Source organism: Novosphingobium fuchskuhlense (genome assembly GCF_001519075.1).
In the GTDB taxonomy this organism is placed as follows: Bacteria; Pseudomonadota; Alphaproteobacteria; order Sphingomonadales; family Sphingomonadaceae; genus Novosphingobium; species Novosphingobium fuchskuhlense.
Window position 1 is genome coordinate 1,779,110 of sequence record NZ_KQ954244.1, and the last position, 19,003, is coordinate 1,798,112.

Below are 19,003 nucleotides of genomic sequence, written 5' to 3' on the forward strand. Positions count from 1 at the left end.
GGCACCAAGCGCCCGCTCTGCAATGGTTTCAGGCGCGCCGCGCAGTCGCGGTGTCGGTGATCGGTGCATCCGGTGCGGGCGCGTTTTCCGCGGTGCTTGTCAGCAGCCCCAGCGCCGCCAGTTCGCGTTTCACGTCCTCGGCCGAGGCGGGTTGGCCATAGAGGTAACCCTGGCCCTTGAACTGGCCAAACCGGCGCAGCGCGGCCAGCACGTCAGCCGTCTCGATCCCCTCCGCCGTGATCGGCAGTGCCATGCCCCGGCCCAGCGAGGAAATCGCCTCGATGATCGAGGCGCTGTCCGCGCTTTGCCCGAGCGAGGAAACGAAGCTGCGGTCGATCTTGATCCGATCGAAGGGCAGCGTGCGCAGCTGGGCCAGGCTCGAATAGCCGGTGCCGAAATCGTCGAGACTGATGCAGATGCCCTGGTTCTTCAGGCTGGTGATCAGCGTGCGCACCACCGCGATGTTTTCATGCAGGCACGTTTCGGTGATCTCTATTTCAAGCCGTGCCGGCAGGAAATTGGCCGCGACCAGCATCTTCAGCAGCCGCTGCGCGAACCAGGGATCGCGCAGTTGCAGCGGCGAGATGTTGACCGACAAGGTCAGGCGCGGATCCCAGGTCCGCGCATCCTCCAGCGCCAGCGCGATCAGCGCCTCAGAAAGCTCGGCGATCAGGCCGATTTCCTCGGCGACCGGGATGAACACTTCCGGGCTCACCAGGCCGTACTGCGGCGAAATCCAGCGTGCCAGCATCTCGAAGCCGGTGAGCTCGCCCGTCTCGAGGTCGATCTGCTTTTCGTAATAGGGCACGAATTCGCCGCGCTGCAGGCCTTCGCGGATGCCCTGCTCCAGCTCGCTGCGAAAGTGCAGTTCGGTTTCCATGTTCGGCTCGAACCACGCGAAGCGGTTCCGCCCGCGCCGCTTGGCCTGGTACATCGCAAGGTCGGCGCGGTGCAGCAGATCCTGCGAGACATGGGCAGCATTGGGCACCACCCCGCGTGAGCCGACGGCGATGCCGATCGAGGCTGTCACGGCGGCGCGCAGCCCGAACGCGTGGATCGGCTCGGCCAGTGCATCGTTGATCTGCAGCGCCAGCTGCTCGATCACGGTCTCGCTGTCCGGGGCGACCACTGCCGCGCAGATGAATTCGTCGCCGCCCAGCCGCGCGAGCAGCGCCCGCGGCGGCAACAGCGCCTCGATCCGCTGCGCGGTTTCGACCAGCACGGCATCACCCACCTTATGACCGAGCAGATCGTTCGAGCGCTTGAACTTGTCGAGGTCGATCATCATCACGGCGACCTCGCCCCCGCTCTCCGCCGCGCTGTCGACAAGGGCGATGATCGCCTCGTCGAGGCTGCGGCGGTTGAGGCAGCCGGTCAGCGCATCGGTGCGGGCAAGCCGGGTCGCATGTTCCTCGGCCTTGCGGCGTTCGGCAATCTCGCTGTTCAGTTCGGCATAGCGGCGCCAGCCGAAGAGCAGCAACGCGATGTTGAGGATCAGCGCATTGGTCAGCAGCACGTCGGGTTTGCCGACTCCGTAAATCCAGCTGCGCGCCATGCCGGTCAGGACAGTGGAGCCGGTGCCGACGAACAGCAATATGGCCGCAACGAGAATGCCCAGCGCCACGAGATCACGCTCGGCGCGGTGAAGCGGGGCCCCGCGCGCCGCCGTGTCCGTTGTGTCCTGCCCAACTGTCGCCATAAGCGGCTTGCCCATTCCTTTCCGGTGCAATCCGGATAGTTAGCCAAGTGCCCTGAAGTTTTGGTTAAGATCGTCTTGCCAAGCCGCTTTCGCGCTGGGGACTTGCGCTGGCGCGGCGTTTCGCGTAGGCGCGCCCCACTGACCGGCGGCTCTGGCTGCCTGTTCAGGACAGTTTGATCCCGGTTTCCGTGATGGACGCCATACGCTGGTCGGCGAGGTTTCGCCCACCGGCGTTTTTCGCGTTTCGCCACCGGTCACTCGGGAAGCAGGAGCAATGCGGCGTGTTCGATAGTCTGTCAGACCGGCTTGGAGGCGTTTTCGACCGCCTGCGCGGCCGCGGCGCGCTGCGCGAGGAAGACGTCACCGCCGCCATGCGCGAAGTGCGCATCGCGCTGCTCGAAGCCGATGTCGCGCTTCCGGTTGTTCGCCGTTTCATTGATAAGGTGACCGAGGAGGCCACCGGCCAGCAGGTCCTGAAGTCGGTCACGCCCGGCCAGCAGGTCGTCAAGATCGTCAACGACGCGCTGGTCGAGATGCTGGGCTCGGAAACCGCCGGTCTCGATCTCGCCGCGACGCCGCCGGTCGTCATCATGATGGTCGGCCTGCAGGGGTCGGGCAAGACGACGACAACCGCCAAGATCGGCAAGCTGCTCAAGGAAAAGCAGGGCAAGAAGGTCCTGATGGCCTCGCTCGACGTCAATCGTCCGGCGGCGCAGGAGCAGCTCGCGGTGCTGGGCGAGCAGGCCGGTGTCGCCACGCTGCCGATCGTCCCTGGCCAGAGCCCTGTCGATATCGCCCGCCGCGCGATCAATGCCGCCAAGCTGCAGGCGGTCGATGTGCTGATGCTCGATACCGCGGGCCGCCTCCACGTCGATCAGGCGCTGATGGACGAGATGAAGGCCGTCGCCGAAGTCTCGGCCCCGCGTGAAACCCTTCTGGTCGTCGATTCGCTGACCGGTCAGGACGCGGTGAACGTCGCGCAGAACTTCGCGGGCGAGGTTGATCTCACCGGCGTCGTGCTCACCCGCATGGACGGCGATGCGCGCGGCGGTGCGGCGCTTTCGATGCGCGCCGTCACCGGCAAGCCGATCAAGTTTGCCGCCACCGGTGAAAAGCTCGACGCGATCGAGCCGTTCAATCCGGAGCGGGTCGCCGGTCGCATCCTCGGCATGGGCGATATCGTTTCCATCGTCGAGAAGGCGGCCGCCACGGTCAAGGCCGACGAGGCCGAGAAGCTCGCGCAGCGTATGGCCAAGGGCCAGTTCGACATGAACGACCTGCGCACCCAGCTGCAGCAGATGCAGCGCATGGGCGGGCTCGGCGTGCTGGCAGGCCTCATGCCGGGCATGAAGAAGGCCAAGCAGGCGATGGCCAATTCGGGCATGGACGACCGCGTGCTGCTCCACATGGACGCGATCATCGGCTCGATGACCCCCAAGGAGCGCGAGCGCCCCGAACTCCTCAACGCCAAGCGCAAGATTCGCGTCGCGAAGGGCTCCGGCACGCAGGTGCAGGACGTCAACAAGCTCATCAAGATGCACATGGAAATGGCGAAAGCCATGAAGCAGATCCGCAAGATGGGCGGGCTCAAGGGCCTCGCTGCCATGTTCGGTGGCGGTGGGATGGGCGGTCTTGGCGGTGGTGGTGATGCCGGCCCCGGCCCCGGCCAGCTTCCCGGCGGCGGCATGGGTGCAGGGATGGGCGGCATGCCCGGAGGCCTTGGTGGTCTGCCCGGCCTTGGCGGCGGCAACATGCCGGCCAACCTCGGCGATCTGCTCAAGAAAAGATGATTTCGGTTTCAGTTCAAGTTTCAGTTTCACTCGGAAAGGTTTGAAGTATGTCGGTTTCCCTTCGTCTCTCGCGCGGTGGCTCGAAGAAGCGCCCCTACTACAAGGTCGTGGTCGCCAACAGCCGCTCGCCCCGCGATGGCGCCTACCTCGAGCAGGTCGGCACCTACAACCCGCTCCTCGCCAAGGATGACGCGAACCGCGTTCGCCTCGTCGAGGACCGCGTGCGCTACTGGCTCGGCGTTGGTGCCCAGCCGACCGACCGCGTTGCCCGCATGCTCGACAAGGCTGGCATCAAGGAGCGTGCGCCCACCAACAACCCGAACAAGGCCGAGCCCGGCAAGAAGGCCAAGGACCGCGCCGAAGAGCGCGCCGCCAAGCTGGCCGAAGCGGAAGAAGCACGCCGCGAGGCCGAGGAAGCTGCTGCCGCCGCGGCTGCTGCCCCCGCTGAAGAAGCCCCTGCTGAAGAGGCTCCCGCTGAGGAGGCTCCCGCCGAGGAAGCCGCTGCCGAGCAGGCCGAAGGCTAAGTCCGCATGAGCGCCCGCCCCGTCACGCTCGCCGCCATCAGCGGTGCGCATGGCGTGGGCGGCGAAGTGCGCCTGAAGCTGTTCGGTGAAGGGGTTGAAAGCCTCAAGCCCCACCGCGCCTTCAACGAGGGCGCGCTCACGCTCACCAAGCTGCGTGATGACGGCAAGGGCGGCGCGATTGCCCGCTTTGCCGAGGTGGCGGATCGCACCGCCGCCGAAAAACTGCGCGGCACCGTGCTGACCGTGCCACGCGCAAGCCTGCCGCCCCTGGCGGAAGGCGAATACTACTACACCGATCTCATCGGCCTCCCCGCCGTCTCGACCGCAGGCGAGGGGCTCGGCACCTGCATCGCTGTCGAGAACTTCGGCGCAGGCGATGTGCTGGAGATCGAAAGACCAGCCGAGGAAGGCAAGCCGCGCCGGCGCTTCATGGTGCCGATGCGGCCCGAGGCCGTGCCCGAATGGAACGGCGAGCGACTGGTGATCGAAGCCGCCTACGCCGCCGACTGACAGGTTCCCGCGTCGCCGCACGGCGCCTGGGCCTGCGGCAGGGCCGGTGGGCTGATCAGATCGCGCACCAGCCTGCGCAGATCATTCCACAGACTTGGCATAGGCTGACCGTCCCGCACCAGCGCCTCGTGCGCCTGCAAGGCTGCCTTGTGGGCTTCCATCCAGCCCCGGCTCCACACTTCATCCATCATCGCGCGTCTCCTCTGCGTGATGGCGGCATTGTGCCCGCAGGCAGCGCGCCCGGCCAACAAAAGCTCTGGCATGTTTCATAAGCTGGCCTTATCAATTTGGTGTGCCTGATCTGCCGCCGCTCTCCGCTGTCCGCGTGTTCGAAGCCGCCGCGCGGCTCGAAAACTTCAGCCGTGCGGCGGAGGAACTGGGCATGACGCAGGCCGCCGTCAGCTATCAGGTGCGCCAGTTGGAAGACCGCGTCGGCCGCCCGCTGTTCCTGCGCGAGAAGGGCCGGGTGCGCCTTTCCGAAGCCGGGCGGCGGCTCGCACCTGCCGTGTCCGCCGCGCTTGCCGATATTGCCGCCGCCTTCGCCCAGCTCAGCGCCGATGATAGCGGTGTGCTGGCGATCAGCACGATCCCCTCGTTCGGCGGAACCTGGCTCAGCGCGCGGATCGGGCGCTTTCAGGTCGCCATGCCCGATCTGGCGCTGCGTCTTGCCACCACCGGGCGCCTCACCGATTTCACGCGCGACGGCATCGATCTGGCGATCCGCTCCGGGGTCGGCCCGTGGCCCGGGCTCGCGGCCGAATTCCTCATGCGCTACCACGTCACGCCGCTCTGCTCGCCGGCCTTTGTCGAAGCACACGGCATCCGTGAACCCGCGGACCTCTTGCGGGTGCAGCGCCTAGCGCCCGATGATCCCTGGTGGGCCGGCTGGTTCGCGCTGTGCGGCGTCTCCGTGCCGCCCGCCGCGCCGCGCCCCGGCATCGCGCTCGATAGCCAGATGGAGGAAGCCCGCCTCGCCGGCTCGGGTTTCGGGGCGGCGCTGATGACACCGATCTTCTGGCGCGACGAGATCGCCGCCGGCACCCTCGTCCAGCCGTTCCCGCACGTCTATCTGGCCCCCGTCTCGCTCTGGCTGGTGCGCCCCGAAAGCCGCCACGGCGTGCGCAAGATCAAGCGGTTCCGCGAATGGCTGCTCGCCGAAATGGCCGCCGAACGCGCGCGGGGGCAGGCGCCGTCAGCCGTCTGGACCGCGCCCGAACAGCTTGGGTAGCCAAGCGCCCGCGCTTGCGGCAAACTGCGCGCCATGCTCGCCGTCCTGTCCGATATCCACGGCAATCTCCCCGCGCTTGAGGCGGTGGTGGCCGATGCCCGCGCGCGCGGCTGCACCCGGTTCGTCAATCTCGGCGATGTGCTCTCCGGCCCGCTCTGGCCGCGCGAGACTGCGGATTTCCTCATGGCGCTGGATTGGCCTACGATCAGTGGCAACCACGATCGCGAACTCGTCACCGGCACGCCAGAGACGATGGGCCGTTCCGACGCGCACGCCCTGGCCGAACTCACGGACCACCACCTCGCATGGCTGCGCAGCCTGCCCGCCGATCTCGCGCTGAGCGAAGACCTCTATCTGTGCCACGCCAATCCGGCGGACGATATCCACTACCTCATGCACCGCGTCGAGCCCGAGCGCATCCGCGATGCCCACACCCACGAGATTGCCGAGATGCTGGGCGGCCGGGATCACCCGGCGATCGGTTGCGGCCATTCGCATCTGCCGCGCCACGTGGTGCTGGAGGATGGGCGGCAGGTGTTCAATCCCGGCTCGGTCGGCCTGCCTGCCTATGCGTGGGACTACCCCCACCTCCACCGCATGGAGGAGGGCTCCACCCGGGCGCGCTATGCGATCGTTGCTTGGGAAGGGGAGGCACTGACCATCCACCTTCACGGCGTCGCCTACGATCACCTCGCTGCCGCCGCCCGCGCCGAGGCGAACGGCCGGATGGATTGGGCCATCCCGTTGCGCACCGGGTTCGTCGGCTAGAAACCGCTTGCCGCGACACACCTCGCTGCGCCACCCTTCACCGTGAAGTACGGGGAGAGCTGCGCATGAGATTCAAGGCACTGCTGTTGGCGCTTCTGACCGCCGCTCTGCCGCTGCCTGCGCAGGCGCAAGCAGCCGACCCCGCCCCGCTTGATGGCGAAATCGGCGCCATCCTGAGCAAGTGGATGGCTGAGAACCACATCCCCGGCATGGTCTTCGGTCTGGTGAAGGATGGCCGCCTCGCCTACGTCAAGGCCGAGGGGGTGCAGGATATCGCCCTCAAACGCCCCGTCACGCCGGATACCCTGTTCCGCATCGCCTCGATGACCAAGGCGTTCACCGCGATGGCGATCCTCAAGCTGCGCGATGAAGGTCGCCTCGCGCTCGATGATCCGGCAGACCGCTACGTCCCCGAAATGCGCGGCTGGACCTATCCCACCAGCGACAGCCCGCGCATCACGATCCGCGATCTCCTCACCCACAGCGCCGGTTTCGTCACCGACGATCCGTGGGGTGATCGGCAGACGCCCCTCTCGCAAAGCGCCTTCACCGCCTACTTGCGCGGCGGTGTCCCGTTCACCCGCGCGCCCGAAATGCGCCACGAATATGCCAACCTCGGCTACGCGATTCTCGGCCGCGTGATCGCCAACATCACGAAGGCCCCCTACCGTACGTTCGTCGAACAGCGCCTGCTAACGCCGCTGGGCATGACCGCCAGCGGTTTCGATGTCCTTGTCCATCCCAAGGACAAGCGGGCGGTGGGCTATCGCTGGGAAAACGAGGCCTGGGCCGAAGAGCCGACCATGAAGGACGGTGCCTTCAACGCCATGGGCGGCCTCGAGGTGAGCGCCACCGACTACGCCAAATGGCTCGGCTTCATCACCTCTGCCTGGCCTCCCCGGGATGGTGAGGATGTGGGCCCCGCCAAACGCGCCACCGTCCGGCAGATCATGCGCGGCGCCAACAACGCCGCCGTGTTCCATCGCTACGCCACCGGCGGCGACAAGCAATGTCCCGGCGCCATCGCCTATGGCATGGGCTGGCGGGTCATCACCGATTGCGATTACGGCACGGTGCTGGCCCACGGCGGCGGCTACCCGGGTTACGGAAGCCACGTCATGGTCCTTCCCGAATACGGCGCCGCGCTCTTCGCGCTGACCAACAAGACCTATGCCGGGCCCAGCCAGCCGGTGTGGGATATCGCCGCGCTCCTCACTGCCAAGGGCGTGCTGGTGAAGCGCACGGAGCCCGTCTCGCAAGACCTCGCGAGTTTTTACGCCGCTGCGCAGGCTGTTTGGGCCGCAGGCACAATTGACGCCCTCACTGGCCGCGTTGCGATGAACTTCCCGATGGACCGCACCGCCGCCAACTGGGCCAAGGTGCTGGCGGAAACCCGGACCAAGTCCGGCACGTGCGACACCGCCGCGCCCATCACAGCCGAGGGCGCGATGAGCGGCACTTTCACGTGGACATGCGAGAAGGGGAGCATCAAGGGGACAGTCTTGCTGGCTCCGACGAGGCCGATCACCTTGCAATCGCTGGGCTTTGCGTTCGAAGCCAAGGATTGACCGTTGCGTTCGATTTGTATATACGCGATGTATATACGGAGATGGCGATGAGCGACGAGTATCACGGCAAAGTGTTCAAGTCCGGCAATTCCGTCGCCCTGCGACTGCCCAAGGCGCTCGGTTTCGAGGAAGGCACTGAAGTGCGCATGGTCAAGGAGGACCGCATGACCTTCCGTGTCGAACCGGTGGACCAGCCCAAGCGCAAGATCGACATCAGCGGCTTCTGGGGAAAGGCCCGCGGCCTCACGCTCCCGCCGCGCGAGGATTTCGAGGAACGGCCCAGTACGATTGCGGCGCGCAAGGCAAAGCCTGAGGCGTGATCCGCTTCCTGATCGATAGCGACTGCGCGGTCTATGCCATGACCGCGCGGTTTGCTGCTCTTGGTGAGCGTCTGTCGCAGCTCGAGCCGGGAGAGATTGCGATTTCGTCGATCAGTTTTGCCGAAGTGGCTTTGGGAACCATCGCCGGCAAGCCGCCCGAACCGTCTGTTCTGGAAGCCTTTGTTGCCGTCATCCCGATCCTGCCCTTCGACGAAGCCGCCGCGCGCGAGTACGCTGGGCTGCCCTTCAGGCGCGCGCGCTTCGACCGCCTGCTCGCCGCCCATGCGCTCAGCATCGGGGCTACGGTGGTGACGAACAACGAGGCGGATTTCGCCGATGTGCCGGGGCTCAGGACCGAGAACTGGACGATTTAGAGGCTGCCGATTTGGAACTACTGTTCTTCCTTGCAGTGGGCGCGATAGCTGCGGCAATCGCCTTGAGAATGTTTGGCAGACCCTTGCCAGCACTCGGTTGTGCGCTGCTCGCTGGCGCAAGTGTCGGGCTTGTCCCCGCCGTGGCTGTCGGCATATTTTTCGCTGCATTTTCGCTTGATGAAGCGACAGGTTGGCGCTTCGTCCAAGTGTTTGGTGGCGTAACCTTGGCGATCTTCGCTCTCCTCTCCCTGACGGGCGGGGCAGTTTCCGTTCTTATCTGGAAATGGCGCAAAAATTGACCTTCCACGCCACCGTCCTCACGCTCTACCCCGAAATGTTCCCCGGCCCCCTCGGCGTCAGCCTTGCGGGCCGCGCCATGGCGGAGGGCAAGTGGGCCATCGATATCGTCCAGATCCGCGACTTCGCGGCGGACAAGCACCGCACCGTCGATGATACGCCCGCAGGCGGCGGCGCGGGGATGGTGCTGCGCGTCGATGTGCTGGCCAAAGCCATCGACCACGCGCGCGAAGGGGGCGCCAGCCGCCCCGTCATCGCGCTCACACCGCGCGGCAAGCCCCTCACGCAGGCCCGCGTGCGCGAACTGGCAGACGGCCCCGGTGTCATCCTGCTGTGCGGCCGGTTCGAAGGTTTCGACGAACGCATCTTCGAAGGGCGGGCTGTCGAGGAAGTCTCCGTCGGCGATATCGTGCTTTCCGGAGGCGAACCGGCGGCGCTGATGCTTCTCGATGCTTGCATTCGGCTGCTTCCCGGCGTAATGGGCGCGCCTTCCAGTGGGTCAGAAGAGTCGTTCGAGAACGGCCTCCTCGAGTACCCGCACTATACCCGACCCCAGGAATGGGAAGGGCGCACGATCCCTGAAGTGCTGCGATCGGGGGATCATGCGAAAATCGCTTCATGGCGGAAACGCCGGTCTGAAGACGATACCCGGTCACGCAGGCCGGACCTTTGGGAGCGCCACACCGGTGCTCGGGTCCAGTCTGCCTCTGGCGCGCAGCGTGAAGTGCAGGACGATTAAGTCATGAACATCATTCAGCAGCTCGAAGCTGAAGCCATCGCCGAATTCAAGGCGAAGAAGACCATCCCCGATTTCCGCGCCGGCGACACGCTACGCGTGGGCGTGCGCGTCGTCGAAGGTGAGCGCACCCGCGTCCAGGCCTACGAAGGCGTGTGCATTGCACGCTCGAACCGCGGCCTCGGCTCGAACTTCACCGTTCGCAAGATCTCGTTCGGCGAAGGCGTGGAGCGCGTGTTCCCGCTCTACTCGCCCAACATCGACAGCATCACCGTGGTCCGCCGCGGCGTGGTGCGTCGTGCCAAGCTCTATTACCTGCGTGGCCGCACCGGCAAGTCGGCGCGTATTGCCGAGCGCAAGACGATTAAAACCACTGCGGAAAGCTGACCGGGGCGGGCTGACATAGCCCACCGCCTGGGGCACCGCAGCGTGCTTCAAGAGGCGCCCCGGCAGAACCGCCGGGGCGCCTCTTTTCGTTTCGCCATACCTCCCGCAAGGACCATCGCACCCATGCGACTGCTGACCTCCCTGCTTGTTGCCAGCGCGCTTGTTGCAGCTGCGCCCGTCCTTGCCGCCGAGCCTAAGGAAACCGCCGTGACCGCACCGCAAGCCGCGCCTTCCCTGACCCTCGAGCGCGTCTTTGCCAGCCCCAGCCTTGCAGGCCCGGTGCCGCGAGCGGTCAAGCTCTCGCCCGATGGCCGCTATGTCACGGTGCTGCGCGGCCGGCCGAACGACCGCGAGCGCTATGATCTCTGGGGCTTCGACCGCAAGGCCGGGGCATGGCGCATGCTGGTCGATTCCCAGAAGCTCTCCTCGGGCCGCGAGCTCTCGGAAGCCGAAAAGATGCAGCGCGAGCGCCAGCGCATCGGCGATTTGAAGGGCATCGTCAGCTACGAATGGACGGCAGACAGCACCGCCGTGCTCGTCCCCATCGATGGCGATCTGCTGCTGGCCGGCCTCGATGGATCGGTGCGCAAGATCGCGGGCACCAAGGGCGGCGAGCTGGATCCCTCCCTCAGCCCCAGGGGCGGCCATGTCGCCTTCGTGCGCGACCAGCGCCTCTTCGTGGGGGCAGTGGACGGCAAGACCGAGCCGCAGGCCGTCACCCCCGCCGAAAGCGCCGCCACGGTGCACTGGGGCGAGGCCGAATTCGTCGCGCAGGAGGAAATGAACCGCTTCAAGGGCTACTGGTGGTCGCCCGATGGCGCGCGCCTTGCGGTCGAGCGCTTCGATGAGGCCAGGGTCGGCACCGTTACCCGCGCGGCCATTGGCGCGGAGGGCACGAAGACCTTCGAGCAGCGCTATCCCGCCGCCGGCACACCCAACGCGGAAGTCTCGCTCTGGGTGATCGGCGCGGACGGCCAGAGCCGGGTGCAGGTGGACCTTGGCGCCGAGAAGGACATCTACCTCGCCCGCGTCGATTGGGCGCCCGATGGCAAGGCGCTCTACGTCCAGCGCGAGGACCGCGCGCAGACGAAGCTCGACATGCTCAAGGTCGATCCCGCGACCGGCAAGGCGGAGGTTCTGTTCACCGAAGAGGCCGCGACCGGCAGCTGGATCAACCTCTCGGACGCCTACCGCTTCCTCGCCGATGGCAGCCTGATCTGGCTCTCGGAACGCGACGGGTTCGCGCACCTCTATCACTTCAAGGCGGGCCTCAACGGTGGCGGTACCTGGCATCAGCTGACCAAGGGCAACTGGGTCGTCACCGACCTCCTTGGTGTCGATCAGAAATCCGGCCGCGTCACTTTTGTCGGCACGAAGGATGATGTCCTCGCGCCGCAGGTCTATGCCTTCGATCTGAAGCACCCCGAACAGCTCGAGCGGCTGACCGATCCGGCCTTCCACAACAGCGCCGCGATGGACCGCAAGGGCCAGACCCTCGTCGTCACCCGCAGCGCCGACGCCCAGCCGCCGCAGTCCTACCTCGCCGATGCCTCCGGCAAGCGCCTTGCGTGGATCGAGGAAAACCGTGTCGAGGGTAGGCACCCTTATGCGCCCTACCTCGCCAGCCACCGCGCCGCGCAGTTCGGCACGATCCCGGCGGATGACGGCACCCCGCTCCACTGGATGATGATCACCCCGCCGCTGGAGCCCGGCAAGCGTTACCCTGTGTTCTCCTACCACTACGGCGGCCCGCACGCGCAAGTCGTGAGCAAGGGCTGGCAGGGCGCGCTGGCGCAGGCGATCGTCGACAAGGGCTATATCTACTTCGCCATCGACGGGCGCGGGTCCGACAATCGCGGCGTGGCCTTCGAGAGTGCGATCAACCGCGCGATGGGCACCGTTGAGGTGGCCGATCAGCTGGCCGGCGCGCGCTATCTGAAGTCGCTTGCCTTCGTCGATCCCAAGCGGGTCAGCACCTTCGGCTGGTCCTATGGCGGCTACATGTCGCTCAAGATGCTCGAAGCGCATCCGGACGAATGGGCTGCCGGCATCGCGGTCGCCCCCGTCACGCGCTGGGAGCTGTATGACACCCACTACACCGAGCGCTATCTCGGCGATCCCAACAAGCAGCCCAAGGTCTATGAAACCTCGGGCGCGCTTGCCGATGCCGCGAAGATCAGGGATCCGCTCCTGGTGATCCACGGCATGGCCGATGACAACGTCGTGTTCGAAAACTCGACCGCGCTCATCGCGAAGCTGCAGGCCGAGGCCGTGCCCTTCGAAATGATGCTCTACCCAGGCTTCACCCATCGCATCGGCGGGCCGAAGGTATCCAAGCATCTTTACGAAACCGTATTTCGCTTCCTCGATCGCAATGGCGTGGGTAGCGGGCAATAGTCATCTGGGGCCGCGGAGGCCGCCGCAAGGAGAATGCAATGGGTTACCGGGTAGTTGTCGCTGGCGCGACCGGCAATGTCGGGCGCGAGATGCTCAATATCCTCGCCGAGCGCGAGTTCCCGATCGACGAGATCGCGGCCGTCGCCTCTTCGCGCTCGCAGGGGACCGAGATCGAGTTCGGCGAGACGGGCCGGATGATCAAGGTCCAGAACCTCGAGAATTTCGATTTCGCAGGCTGGGACATCGCGCTCTTCGCCATCGGCAGCACGGCCACCCAGGTCCACGCCCCGCGCGCGGCGGCGGCCGGCTGCGTGGTGATCGACAACTCCTCGCTCTACCGCATGGATCCGGACGTGCCGCTGATCGTGCCCGAGGTGAACCCCGACGCCATCGACGGCTACAAGGCCCGCAATATCATCGCCAACCCCAATTGCTCGACCGCGCAGATGGTCGTGGCGCTCAAGCCCCTGCACGATGCGGCGAAGATCAAGCGCGTCGTCGTCGCGACCTACCAGTCGGTCTCGGGCGCGGGCAAGGAAGGCATGGACGAGCTGTTCGAGCAGAGCCGGGCGATCTTCGTCGGCGATTCTGTGGAGCCCCGCAAGTTCACCAAGCAGATCGCCTTCAACGTGATCCCGCACATCGACAGCTTCCTCGATGATGGCTCGACCAAGGAAGAGTGGAAGATGGTCGCCGAGACCAAGAAGATCCTCGATCCGAAGATCAAGCTCACGGCCACCTGCGTGCGCGTTCCGGTGTTTGTCGGCCACTCCGAGGCGATCAACATCGAATTCGAAGAGGAAATCTCCGCCAAGGAAGCCCAGGATATCCTGCGCGAGGCGCCCGGCGTCATGCTCGTCGACAAGCGCGAGAACGGCGGATACGTGACGCCGATCGAATGCGTCGGCGATTTCGCGACCTTCGTTTCCCGCGTGCGCGAAGACCCGACCGTCGACAGCGGCCTCTCGCTGTGGTGCGTCTCTGACAACCTGCGCAAGGGCGCCGCGCTCAATGCGGTGCAGATCGCCGAACTCCTCGGCCGCCGTCACCTCAAGAAGGGCTGAGGACGATGACGGAGACCTTCCCCGGATTTGATGGGGCACCGCTGGCGCTTCACCGCCTCGGGCCCGAAGTCGGGGAAGGTCGTCCCGTCATCCTCCTCCACGGCCTGTTTTCCTCCGCTGAGGTCAACTGGCTCAAGTTCGGCACCGCCGCGCAGCTCGCCGCCGCCGGGTTTGCGTGCCTCATGCCCGATCTGCGCGCCCACGGGATGAGCGCCGCGCCGCACGATCCTGCCGCCTATCCGCCCGATGTGCTGGTCCGCGATCTCGAGGCGCTGATCGCCCACTTCGGCCTTGCCGATTACGATCTGGTCGGCTTCTCGCTCGGTTCGCGCACCTCCGCCCGTGCCGTGATAGCGGGGGCGCAGCCCCGGCGGCTGGTGCTCGCCGGCATGGGCCTCGAAGGCCTCGCCGGCTGGGCGCGCCGCCAGCAGTTCTTCCGCGATATGCTGGACCGGTTCGGCACGATCCGCCCCGGCGATCCGGCCTATCTTTCGCAGCAGTTCCTCAAGAGCATGGGCACCGATCCCGCTGCCGCGCGCCTCCTCCTCGGCACGATGGAAGACACCCCGCCCGAAGCCCTTTCGGCAATCACCATGCCCACGCTCGTCCTCTGCGGCGACAAGGACGACGACAACGGCAGCGCCGACCGCCTCGCAGCGGCGCTTCCCGATGCCCGCCGCGCGGTGATCCCCGGCACCCATATGTCGAGCGTCACCGAGGCTGCGTTCGGCGCAGAACTGGTTTCATTTCTGACCGCTTGACGGCGCGCGGCACGGGCTTATCGGTGACGGCAAGGGCTGCCCGGGAGGCGGTCCACGCCCACTGACCGGAGAGCCAGTCCCATGAAAAGCCTCGTTTCCCTCGCCGCGCTCGCGGCCTCGCTCGTGGCCATGCCGGCCCTCGCGCATCAGCCGCCCCTGCCTGAGCAAGATGCCGCATCTGCCGAAATCTGGATAAAGGCTGCAGATCAGCGCTATTTCGACGAAACTGTCCGCGCCGGCCGCGTCCAGTGGGTCTATGAAACCAACATCACCGACGATACCGAAGCGCTTGTCGCTGCTTCCAATGCGCAGCAGAACACCTTCATGGTCTGGACCGCAACCGGAGCTGCGCGCATGGCCAAGGTTCCCGGTCTCTCCGCGGAAAACCAGCGCAAGCTCGTCATGATGCGCACCCAGATCACCAGCCCCGTGCCCACCACGCCCGGCGCGGCGGAGGAGTTCGGCACCCGCCAGGCGCGCATCCAGGGCCTCTACGGCAAGGGCCACGGCACCCTGCGGGGGCAGCCCATAAACGGCAGCGATATCGAGGCCGCGATGGGCACCAATCGCAACCCCGAAGAGCTCAAGGAAATGTGGCTCTCGTGGCATGACAGCGTCGGCAAGCCGATGAAGGCCGATTATGCCCGCATGGTCGAGCTTTCCAACGAAGGTGCGCGCGAACTGGGCTTTGCCGATACCGGCGCGCTGTGGCGCTCGAACTACGACATGGATCCGGCCGCTTTCGCCGCGCTCACCGAGAAGATCTGGAACGAGGTCAAGCCGCTCTACGTCCAGCTCCACTGCTACACCCGCGCCAAGCTAAACGAAAAATACGGCGACGCGGTGCAGAAGAAGACCGGCGCGATCCGCGCCGATCTGCTCGGCAACATGTGGGGCCAGGCCTGGGGCAATATCTACGATGTGGTCGCCCCCAAGGGCGCGGGCGATATCGGCTACGATATCGGCGATCTGCTCACCGCCAAGGGCTATGATCCCGTCAAGATGGTCAGAACGGGCGAGGGCTTCTACTCCTCGCTCGGCTTCGCTCCGCTTCCGGAAACCTTCTGGGCGCGCTCGCAGATCACGAAGCCGCGCGACCGCGAAGTCGTCTGCCATGCCTCGGCGTGGGATATCGACAACAAGGACGACCTGCGCATCAAGATGTGCACCAAGGTCAACTCGGACGATTTCGTGACGATCCACCACGAACTCGGCCACAATTACTACCAGCGCGCCTACAGCCAGCAGCCCTCGCGCTACTACATGGAAGGCGCCAATGATGGCTTCCATGAAGCCATCGGTGATACCATGGCGCTCTCGATCACGCCCGAATACCTCGTCCAGATCGGCCTGATGGGGCGCGACAAGGTGCCCTCGGCCGACAAGGACACCGGCCTTCTCCTGCGCCAGGCGCTCGACAAGATGGCGGCGATGCCGTGGACCCTGCTGGTCGATCGCTGGCGCTGGGGCGTGTTCGATGGCTCGATCAAGCCCGAGAACTACGAAGCCGCGTGGAACCAGATGCGTCTGAAGTATCAGGGCCTCGTCCCGCCGGCAGAACGCGGCGCCGATGCCTTCGATCCCGGCGCGAAGTTCCACATCCCCGCGGTCGTGCCCTATACGCGCTATTTCCTCGCCCGCGTGCTGCAGTTCCAGTTCTACGAGGCGGCGTGCAAAGAGGCCGGCTGGCAGGGCCCGCTCCACCGCTGCAGCTTCTATGGCAACAAGGCGGTCGGCGCGAAGCTGAACGCCATGCTGAGCATGGGCGCCAGCAAGCCCTGGCCCGATGCGCTGGAAGCCTTCACCGGCAGCCGGGAAATGAGCGGCAAGGCGATGATCCGCTACTTCGCCCCGCTGCAGAAGTGGCTCGAGGCGCAGAACAAGGGGCAGGCCTGCGGCTGGTAGTGTCAATGACCTCCCCGTCCCAAAGGGATGGGGAGGTGCGCACCCGGCGGGTAGTGGAAGGCCAATTCGCGCTCTAACCTTCCGGCAGGAGAATCGCCCCCATGCTCAAGACCCTGCTCGTCTTGCTGGCCTCGCTCGCGCTTGCCACACCCGCGCTTGCTGCCGAACCCCCGGTGCAGGTCATGGTCCTTGGCGCTTATCACTTCGGCAATCCCGGCCTCGACGTGAACAACGTCAAGATCGAAAGCGTGCTTACGCCGGAACGGCAGCGCCAGCTGGAAGCCGTCGCGCAGGCGCTGCTAACCTTCCGGCCCACGCGCGTGATGGTCGAGCGGGAGAGCAGCGCGCCGGATCTGGCCGTGGCCGATTATGCCGCCTTCACCCCCGCCAGGCTCCTCACCGATGCCAACGAGATCAGCCAGATCGGCTACCGCGTCGCCAGCCTCGCCAAGCTCCCCCTCGTCAGCGGCATCGACGAGCAACCGGCGGCGGGCGAGCCGGACTACTTCCCCTATGATCAGATGCAGGCCGCCGCGCAGAAGTTCGGCCAGCAGGCGCTGATCGATGAACCGCAGGCGGTGCTCAGGACACAGCTGGCCAGGTTCGAGGCCGATCAGAAGACCGCCAGCATCGCCCGGCTGCTGCTGCGGGTGAACACCGATCCGATCTACACCCGGATGGACGATTACTACACGTGGCTGCGCATCGGCGATCACGACAACCAGGCCGGGGCCGATCTCAACGCCATGTGGTATCTGCGCAATGCCAAGATCTGGGGCAAGCTCCTTTCCGTCGCCCGGCCGGGTGACCGGGTGCTGGTCATCTTCGGCGCCGGACACGGCTATTGGTTGCGGCATTTCGCTTCGGCGACCCCGGGCGTCGTCGCGGTCGATCCCGTGCCCTTGCTCAGGCAGGCCGCAGCCCGATCGCGCTGAGGGCCGCATAGCCCGCTCCGGCCGGCCCGGTTGCCAGAATCCGTTTTCCTACAGGCCCCGTCCTGCGGCATGTATCGTGCTGCTCTTTGAACCTGTGGTCCTGTCGCACCCTTCGGGTATGGCCCCGCCGTCCCCCCCGGAATCCGTTTCCCGCGCCGTCCGGACCGGGGGTCCAGAAATATCATAATAAATCAGTAATTTGAGCGGATTGGCCGGGGTTGACACATTTCCCTCAGGACTGTGTCAACCGTGTCAACTTGTCCCTCAGCGGAACGGCGGCTCGTTGAACGCGCGCAGCTTGCGGCTGTGCAGGCGCGCCCCTTCGGCCCTGAGCAGCGCGCAGGCGGTCGTGCCGATGGCGAGGTGGCTCGAGATCGCCTCCTCGTAGAAGCGGTTGGCCTGCCCCGGCAGTTTCAGCTCGCCGTGCAGCGGCTTGTCCGAAACGCACAGCAGCGTCCCGTAGGGCACGCGGAAGCGGTAGCCCTGCGCGGCGATGGTGGCCGATTCCATGTCGATGCCGACCGCGCGGCTGAGGCTCAGGCGCCGGGCCGAATGCGAATAGCGCAGCTCCCAGTTGCGGTCGTCGGTGGTGACGACGGTGCCGGTGCGCATGCGCCGCTTGAGGTCCGATCCGCCCGCGCCGCTGACGATCTCCGCTGCCCTTGCGAGGGCGACCTGCACTTCGGCAATCGCCGGGATCGGGATTTCGGGCGGCAGCACCGGATCGAGCACGTGGTCATCGCGCAGGTACGCGTGGGCCAGCACATAGTCGCCGATCTTCTGGGTGGGGCGCAGGCCGCCGCAGTGGCCGATCATCAGCCACGCCTCGGGCCGCAGCACCGCAAGGTGGTCGCAGATCGTCTTGGCGTTGGAGGGGCCGACGCCGATGTTGACGAGCGTGATCCCGCTGCGGTCCGGCGCGATGAGGTGGTAGGCCGGCATCTGGTGCCGCCGCCACGCGGTGTCCGACATGCGCTCGCGCGCATTGTCGGTCGGCGCATCGAGATGCAGGCCGCCGGCACCCGACAGCGCGGTGTATTCGCCCGTGCCCAGCTGTTTGCCTGCCCAGTCCACGAACTCGTCGACATAGCGGTGGTAGTTCGTGAACAGGATATAGCGCTGGAAGTCCTCGGCCGGCGTGCCGGTGTAGTGGGTCAACCGCGCAAGGCTGAAGTCGGTGCGCAGGCCATCGAACAGCGAAAGGGGCAGGGGGCCGTCGCCGACGTTGTACTCGCCGTCGGCAATCTCGTCGCCGATATGCGAAAGCTCCGCATTCGGGAAATGCCGCGCCAGCTCCTGCGGGGTGACACTCCCCATCTGCGCGCCGAGGCTGCCGTCGAGCACGTAGGCGAAGGGGATTTCCTGCCGCGAGGGCGCCGCCTCCACCGTCACGTCGAAGCCCTGCAGGATGATCGCGAGCTGCTCGGCCAGATAGTCGGCAAACAAGGCGGGGCGCGTCACCGTGCAGGCGTAGGTGCCCTTCTGGCTGAGCCGTCCGAACGAATGCCCGGTGGGCTCGATGCTCGGCTCGCCGCCGAAGTGGATGCGCAGCTCGGGATAGCAGTAGCTGCCATCATGCCGCCGTTCCTCCGGCGGCAGCGTGCCCTTGGCGGCAAAGGCCATCACATCCTCGCGCAGCCGGGCGACCGAGGCGGTGTAGATGCGCGAAAGCTCGTCGAGCACGGAGGCGATATGATCCATGCCCTAGGTGTAACTGCCTGTCGTGACCTTTGGAAGTCG

At 66.1% G+C, this 19,003-nt stretch carries 19 protein-coding genes; 16 read left to right on the plus strand and 3 right to left on the minus strand.

What is annotated here, in order from left to right; translation table 11 throughout:
- Positions 1–28: 28 nt before the first annotated feature.
- Positions 29–1,699 carry a putative bifunctional diguanylate cyclase/phosphodiesterase gene (locus tag AQZ52_RS08330; protein WP_067909715.1) on the minus strand — a complete coding sequence of 557 codons (1,671 nt, stop codon included), beginning with the start codon at positions 1,697–1,699 and terminating at the stop codon, positions 29–31.
- 281 nt (positions 1,700–1,980) lie between these two features.
- Here AQZ52_RS08330 and ffh point away from each other — a divergent pair, with 281 nt between their 5' ends.
- The 3 genes from ffh to rimM are packed head-to-tail and all read left to right on the plus strand — an operon-like array spanning position 1,981 to position 4,523.
- The gene (gene ffh / locus AQZ52_RS08335; protein WP_067908359.1) at positions 1,981–3,489 is read left to right on the plus strand and encodes a signal recognition particle protein; all 1,509 of its coding nucleotides are present in this window, start codon (positions 1,981–1,983) and stop codon (positions 3,487–3,489) included.
- Positions 3,490–3,536: 47 nt separating this feature from the next.
- Entirely contained in the window at positions 3,537–4,013 is a 477-nt protein-coding gene (gene rpsP, locus AQZ52_RS08340; RefSeq protein ID WP_067908363.1) for a 30S ribosomal protein S16, read from the plus strand.
- Between the two features lie 6 nt (positions 4,014–4,019).
- Complete coding sequence (gene rimM, locus AQZ52_RS08345) at positions 4,020–4,523, plus strand: ribosome maturation factor RimM (protein WP_067908365.1); 504 nt, start codon at positions 4,020–4,022, stop codon at positions 4,521–4,523.
- Here rimM and AQZ52_RS08350 read toward each other — a convergent pair.
- Positions 4,508–4,714 carry a hypothetical protein gene (locus AQZ52_RS08350; protein WP_156424818.1) on the minus strand — a complete coding sequence of 69 codons (207 nt, stop codon included), beginning with the start codon at positions 4,712–4,714 and terminating at the stop codon, positions 4,508–4,510. The two genes, rimM and AQZ52_RS08350, sit on opposite strands and share 16 nt — an antisense overlap.
- A gap of 101 nt (positions 4,715–4,815) precedes the next feature.
- Here AQZ52_RS08350 and AQZ52_RS08355 point away from each other — a divergent pair, with 101 nt between their 5' ends.
- The 13 genes from AQZ52_RS08355 (at position 4,816) to AQZ52_RS08410 (ending at position 17,263) form a co-directional block, all read left to right on the plus strand.
- On the plus strand, positions 4,816–5,751 hold the full coding sequence (locus AQZ52_RS08355; protein ID WP_067908371.1) for a LysR substrate-binding domain-containing protein: 936 nt from the start codon (positions 4,816–4,818) through the stop codon (positions 5,749–5,751).
- Between the two features lie 33 nt (positions 5,752–5,784).
- Complete coding sequence (locus AQZ52_RS08360) at positions 5,785–6,519, plus strand: metallophosphoesterase family protein (RefSeq protein WP_067908374.1); 735 nt, start codon at positions 5,785–5,787, stop codon at positions 6,517–6,519.
- Between the two features lie 65 nt (positions 6,520–6,584).
- The gene (locus tag AQZ52_RS08365; protein ID WP_067908377.1) at positions 6,585–8,087 is read left to right on the plus strand and encodes a serine hydrolase domain-containing protein; all 1,503 of its coding nucleotides are present in this window, start codon (positions 6,585–6,587) and stop codon (positions 8,085–8,087) included.
- Between the two features lie 47 nt (positions 8,088–8,134).
- A complete protein-coding gene (locus tag AQZ52_RS08370) occupies positions 8,135–8,407 on the plus strand; it encodes an AbrB/MazE/SpoVT family DNA-binding domain-containing protein (RefSeq protein ID WP_067908378.1) in 273 nt (90 codons plus the stop codon).
- The gene (locus AQZ52_RS08375; protein WP_082697634.1) at positions 8,404–8,781 is read left to right on the plus strand and encodes a type II toxin-antitoxin system VapC family toxin; all 378 of its coding nucleotides are present in this window, start codon (positions 8,404–8,406) and stop codon (positions 8,779–8,781) included. Before AQZ52_RS08370 ends, AQZ52_RS08375 begins: the two co-directional genes overlap by 4 nt.
- Before the next feature lie 11 nt (positions 8,782–8,792).
- Complete coding sequence (locus tag AQZ52_RS18455; RefSeq protein ID WP_156424819.1) at positions 8,793–9,080, plus strand: hypothetical protein; 288 nt, start codon at positions 8,793–8,795, stop codon at positions 9,078–9,080.
- The gene (trmD, locus tag AQZ52_RS08380) at positions 9,077–9,817 is read left to right on the plus strand and encodes a tRNA (guanosine(37)-N1)-methyltransferase TrmD (RefSeq protein ID WP_067908381.1); all 741 of its coding nucleotides are present in this window, start codon (positions 9,077–9,079) and stop codon (positions 9,815–9,817) included. The genes AQZ52_RS18455 and trmD overlap by 4 nt, the downstream gene beginning before the upstream one ends.
- A gap of 3 nt (positions 9,818–9,820) precedes the next feature.
- Positions 9,821–10,201: a 50S ribosomal protein L19 gene (gene rplS / locus AQZ52_RS08385; RefSeq protein WP_067908384.1), complete on the plus strand. Its 381-nt coding sequence runs from the start codon at positions 9,821–9,823 to the stop codon at positions 10,199–10,201.
- Between the two features lie 123 nt (positions 10,202–10,324).
- Positions 10,325–12,598: a S9 family peptidase gene (locus AQZ52_RS08390; RefSeq protein WP_067908386.1), complete on the plus strand. Its 2,274-nt coding sequence runs from the start codon at positions 10,325–10,327 to the stop codon at positions 12,596–12,598.
- 38 nt (positions 12,599–12,636) lie between these two features.
- Positions 12,637–13,662: an aspartate-semialdehyde dehydrogenase gene (locus AQZ52_RS08395; protein WP_067908390.1), complete on the plus strand. Its 1,026-nt coding sequence runs from the start codon at positions 12,637–12,639 to the stop codon at positions 13,660–13,662.
- 5 nt (positions 13,663–13,667) lie between these two features.
- Complete coding sequence (locus AQZ52_RS08400; RefSeq protein WP_067908393.1) at positions 13,668–14,423, plus strand: alpha/beta fold hydrolase; 756 nt, start codon at positions 13,668–13,670, stop codon at positions 14,421–14,423.
- A gap of 81 nt (positions 14,424–14,504) precedes the next feature.
- Positions 14,505–16,328 (plus strand): M2 family metallopeptidase, encoded by a 1,824-nt coding sequence (locus AQZ52_RS08405; RefSeq protein WP_067908396.1) that lies wholly within the window; start codon positions 14,505–14,507, stop codon positions 16,326–16,328.
- 101 nt (positions 16,329–16,429) lie between these two features.
- Positions 16,430–17,263, plus strand: a complete 834-nt coding sequence (locus AQZ52_RS08410) for a DUF5694 domain-containing protein (RefSeq protein WP_067908399.1) — start codon at positions 16,430–16,432, stop codon at positions 17,261–17,263.
- Positions 17,264–17,527: 264 nt separating this feature from the next.
- Here the strand turns inward: AQZ52_RS08410 and AQZ52_RS08415 are convergent, their stop codons facing one another.
- Complete coding sequence (locus AQZ52_RS08415) at positions 17,528–18,964, minus strand: AMP nucleosidase (RefSeq protein ID WP_067908402.1); 1,437 nt, start codon at positions 18,962–18,964, stop codon at positions 17,528–17,530.
- Positions 18,965–19,003 lie beyond the last annotated feature (39 nt).

What these genes read in the sequence shown, in the direction of transcription:
- AQZ52_RS08330 (WP_067909715.1), bottom strand. Translation starts at nt 1,699, where the DNA reads ATGGCGACAGTTGGGCAGGACACAACGGACACGGCGGCGCGCGGGGCC.
- rpsP (WP_067908363.1), top strand. Translation starts at nt 3,537, where the DNA reads ATGTCGGTTTCCCTTCGTCTCTCGCGCGGTGGCTCGAAGAAGCGCCCC.
- rimM (WP_067908365.1), top strand. Translation starts at nt 4,020, where the DNA reads ATGAGCGCCCGCCCCGTCACGCTCGCCGCCATCAGCGGTGCGCATGGC.
- AQZ52_RS08350 (WP_156424818.1), bottom strand. Translation starts at nt 4,714, where the DNA reads ATGATGGATGAAGTGTGGAGCCGGGGCTGGATGGAAGCCCACAAGGCA.
- AQZ52_RS08360 (WP_067908374.1), top strand. Translation starts at nt 5,785, where the DNA reads ATGCTCGCCGTCCTGTCCGATATCCACGGCAATCTCCCCGCGCTTGAG.
- AQZ52_RS08365 (WP_067908377.1), top strand. Translation starts at nt 6,585, where the DNA reads ATGAGATTCAAGGCACTGCTGTTGGCGCTTCTGACCGCCGCTCTGCCG.
- AQZ52_RS08370 (WP_067908378.1), top strand. Translation starts at nt 8,135, where the DNA reads ATGAGCGACGAGTATCACGGCAAAGTGTTCAAGTCCGGCAATTCCGTC.
- rplS (WP_067908384.1), top strand. Translation starts at nt 9,821, where the DNA reads ATGAACATCATTCAGCAGCTCGAAGCTGAAGCCATCGCCGAATTCAAG.
- AQZ52_RS08390 (WP_067908386.1), top strand. Translation starts at nt 10,325, where the DNA reads ATGCGACTGCTGACCTCCCTGCTTGTTGCCAGCGCGCTTGTTGCAGCT.
- AQZ52_RS08395 (WP_067908390.1), top strand. Translation starts at nt 12,637, where the DNA reads ATGGGTTACCGGGTAGTTGTCGCTGGCGCGACCGGCAATGTCGGGCGC.
- AQZ52_RS08400 (WP_067908393.1), top strand. Translation starts at nt 13,668, where the DNA reads ATGACGGAGACCTTCCCCGGATTTGATGGGGCACCGCTGGCGCTTCAC.
- AQZ52_RS08405 (WP_067908396.1), top strand. Translation starts at nt 14,505, where the DNA reads ATGAAAAGCCTCGTTTCCCTCGCCGCGCTCGCGGCCTCGCTCGTGGCC.
- AQZ52_RS08410 (WP_067908399.1), top strand. Translation starts at nt 16,430, where the DNA reads ATGCTCAAGACCCTGCTCGTCTTGCTGGCCTCGCTCGCGCTTGCCACA.
- AQZ52_RS08415 (WP_067908402.1), bottom strand. Translation starts at nt 18,964, where the DNA reads ATGGATCATATCGCCTCCGTGCTCGACGAGCTTTCGCGCATCTACACC.